The following is a 3,520-nucleotide window of genomic DNA, read 5'->3' on the forward strand; positions in this document are numbered from 1 at the left end:
CAGCGGTTTCCCCAACTCGGGGCGGCATCCGGTGACCTCGGCCGCGGTGGAGTCGACCGTGCACTCGGTGGGGCCGTAGACGTTCCAGGCGCGCACGCCCGGCAGCCGGGCCAGTTCGCGCCAGAGCGCCTCGGGCAACGGCTCGCCACCGACGAGCAGCCGCAGCGGCACGCCCGTCCCGGCGAGTGCGGCGAGGAGCTGGTGGAGGTGGGATGGGACGGCGTCCAGGTCGGTCACCCGGTGACGCGCCAGATAGCGCGCCATCGCGAGGGGGTCGAGCCGGGTCTCCTCGTCCAGGAGGACGAGGGTGTCCCCGCGGCACAGACGCAGCCACTGCTGTACGGAGGCGTCGAAGGACGCACTGGCGTTCCAGGCGACCCGGGCATGCCCCAGACCGCGCCACACGGTGGTCTCCAGACCGCGCAGCAGATGCATCAGGTTGCCGTGGGTGACCTCCACCGCCTTGGGAGCGCCCGTGGTCCCGGAGGTGAACAGGACGTAGGCCGACTCGTCAGGGTGTGCCACCCCGCCGGCCCTTCCAGCCCCGCCGGCCGCGACCGGCGGGGACGGCGGCGCGGCGAGCGCCTCGGCCATGCCCACCCCGGTGCAGCCGTCCGGCCAGGGCGGCGCCCCGCCACCGCTCAGCACCGCCGAGGCATCCGCGCGCCCCGCCAGCTCGCTCAGCCGGCGGTCCGGGTACCCGGGGTCCAGCGGCAGGTAGGCACACCCCGCTTTGAGGACCGCGACGAGCGCGACGACCAGGTCGAGCCCACGGGGCAGATGCAGACCGACCACGGACTGCCGGGGCACACCCCGTCGTACGAGCTCGTTCCGTACCTGATCGGACCGTCCGTCCAATTGGGCGTACGAGAGCGAGCCCGACGGGGCGACCACGGCCGCACGGTCGGGGTGCGCCTGGGCGGCGGCGCTGATCAGGTCCGGGATCACGAGGCGTACGAGAATCGGGCCGGCGCGAGGTCCAGCGCGGCGACGCCCTTGGCGAGCTGGTCGCCCAGGGCGGCGAGGCGGACCGGGTCAGGGCCGGCTCCGTCGCGTTCGCGCATCAGATCCCGGGAGATCCGGAGGAGCGGCACGAGCTGGTCGACACCGAGGCCCTTGCCGTCCAGGTAGGGCAGGGACCAGAAGTCGAAGTCGTACAGCGGAAGCCACACCGACTCGGTCACCCGGTCGAACATGGTGTCGCACCACCGGGCGGCTTCACGGGAGTCCATGGTGGCGTGCGACCAGTCGTAGGCGGCCCCCTCGATGCCGTACAGCTCCTTGCTCCGGTAGACGGGCGAGCGCGGGTTGCCCCACCAGGGCTGGGCACGCCAGAAGGTGGGGGCCGTCTCGTTCACGAAGTCGATGGTGTTCCGCATGGTGCGCTCGTTCTCGCCGGGGAAGCCGACGATGATCGAGGCGAACGTGGTGATGCCCCGCTCCTTGAGGCGGGCGATGCCGGCCCGGTACTGGGAGTCCTGCGCCAGCTTGTTCATGTTGGCGAGGATGTCCATGTCGCCGGACTCGATGCCGAGGAAGACACCGCGGCAGCCGCTGGCGGCGGCGAGGTCGAAGGTCTCCTCGTCGCGGGCGTTGGAGCAGCGGAAGTACGAGTACCAGGTGATCCCGAGGTCCTCCTCGATCATCATCCGGCACAGCTCCTTGAAACGCCTGGGCGGCACGTTGAAGGTGTCGTCGACGAAGACCAGGTTGCGCACTCCGAGCTCGGCCATCGCGCGCAACTCCGTGCGGACCGTCTCGACGGAGGCGGTGGTGAGGGCGCCGGCGCGGGTCGGATAGTCGCAGAAGCTGCATTTGAAGGCGCAGCTGCGGGCGGTGCGGGTCTGGGCCGTGGCGCCGATCTGTTCGGGAGTGAACGCCGACCAATCGATGGCACAGGCGTCGAGGCCGTTGGCCTCCGGCTTGCGCCGGTTGGCCACCCAGTCGCCGCCGTCGGGGCAGGTGATGAGGTTGGACACTCCGCCGAGCGCCTCACGCGCCATGACCGCGCGGCACAGTTCGGCCAGCGCGTGCTCTCCCTGTGACTCGCGGACATAGCTGTCCGCGCCCATGCCGTGGAGGAGATCCTGCACCTCGTCGGTGATGCCGTCCAGGCAGAGATTGTCGATGAGGGGGCCGCCGATCACGATATGCGCGCCCGGGGCGTGATGCCGTACGAATTCGACGACAGGGATCACCGAAAGGATGTTGACGTAGAAGGTGGTGGTGATCGCGACGACAGCGGGCCCGCGGGTCAGCAGTTCCGCGAGCCTCCGCTGTTCGGCGCCGAACAGGGAGACGGCATCCGTGCGGATACCGTGCCGCCGAAGGAAATTGGCCAGATAAAGGCTCGCGAGATTGAAGACCTCGCCGACGTGGTAATGGTCGCTGCGCCCGGTGGCCCGATTGCTGAGGGTGCTGAGCACGTCCATCCACGGCATCGGTCGGCCGTCTATTTCGAGATGCTCCTTGCGATATATCTGCCATTCGGGAGAATCCGGGCCGCTTCGCTCGCACATGAGGCGGTAGTCGTCGAAGTCGCCCTCGTTGTAACCGATGACGACGCAGTCGAGGTCCGGCATCCGGGGGGTGCTCCAAGTCCTGGTGTGGTCAGTGGGAAGCGGCTGCGGCGGGCTCGACCGTCGGCGCACAGGCCGACAGAGGAACGGGTTCGCCCATGGCGACGAGGATCTCGCGCTGTCCGCGGAAGGCATCGCGGCCGTGGGCGGAGAGGATGTTGTCGACGAGCAGCAGATCGCCCGGCTGCCAGCGCTCACGGCGGGTCGCGGCGTCGTAGGCCGCGTTGATGACGCGGATCTCCTGCTCGGACAGCGCGGCGCCGTCGCCGTACGCCGTGTCGAAGGGCATGCCGTCCGCACCGAACGTCGTCTCCAGGACGTCCCGCACCTCCTCCTCCAGCGACCAGCGGCTCCAGAACGCGGCGTGGTTGAACCACACCTCCTCGCCGGTGACCGGGTGGGTGACGACGGCGGAGCGGCGCTGCACGGTCCGCAGTCCGTTCCGACCGGTCCAGGCACAGCCGGTGAGCCGGCTCGCGCAGTACGCCTCGACCTCGTCACGGCTGTCCGTCGCGAAGGACGTGGTCCAGGGCAGACCGGCCTCGCGGTAGTAGTTCCGCGTCAGCAGCCACCCCGTCGTACGGAACCTCGTCACCAGGTCGTCGGGCAGGGCGCGCAGCACCTCGCGGACGTCCGCGACAGTCGTGGCGCCGCCCTCCTCGGGGGCTTCGACGCAGCCGAAGAGCAGCAGGCCGGGGAAGTCGAGGGTGTAGCTGTTCTCGTTGTGCAGACGGATCGGCTGCACGGCCGGCAGGTCGGTGGAGGAGTACACGCCGAAGCCGTAGTCGCTGCGTGGGGTGGCCTTCTCCTGGTAGGCCGCGCGCTCGTCCACGAGGACGTCGCGCAGGGCGGCGAAGGACGCGGCGTCCGTGAGGGGCAGACCGCGGATCAGCAGATGGCCGCGGCGCAGGAGCTCGGTGCGCACCTCCGCTCTGCGGGCG

At 70.1% G+C, this 3,520-nt stretch carries 3 protein-coding genes; all 3 read right to left on the reverse strand.

What is annotated here, in order from left to right:
* Positions 1 to 948 (reverse strand): AMP-binding protein (locus FF041_RS28875; protein WP_194292207.1); only part of this gene is annotated, 948 nt, incomplete at its 3' end.
* Entirely contained in the window at positions 945 to 2,582 is a 1,638-nt protein-coding gene (locus tag FF041_RS28880) for a PhpK family radical SAM P-methyltransferase (protein WP_153525534.1), read from the reverse strand. The genes FF041_RS28880 and FF041_RS28875, both read right to left, overlap by 4 nt.
* Positions 2,583 to 2,610: 28 nt before the next feature.
* A partial coding sequence (locus FF041_RS28885) for a TauD/TfdA family dioxygenase (protein WP_153525535.1) occupies positions 2,611 to 3,520 on the reverse strand: 910 nt, incomplete at its 5' end.

This window comes from Streptomyces jumonjinensis (genome assembly GCF_009600885.1).
GTDB classification, from domain to species: domain Bacteria; phylum Actinomycetota; class Actinomycetes; order Streptomycetales; family Streptomycetaceae; genus Streptomyces; species Streptomyces jumonjinensis.

Bases quoted from the DNA above. Each gene is read 5' to 3' on its own strand.
- FF041_RS28880 (WP_153525534.1), bottom strand. From the start codon at position 2,582: ATGCCGGACCTCGACTGCGTCGTCATCGGTTACAACGAGGGCGACTTC.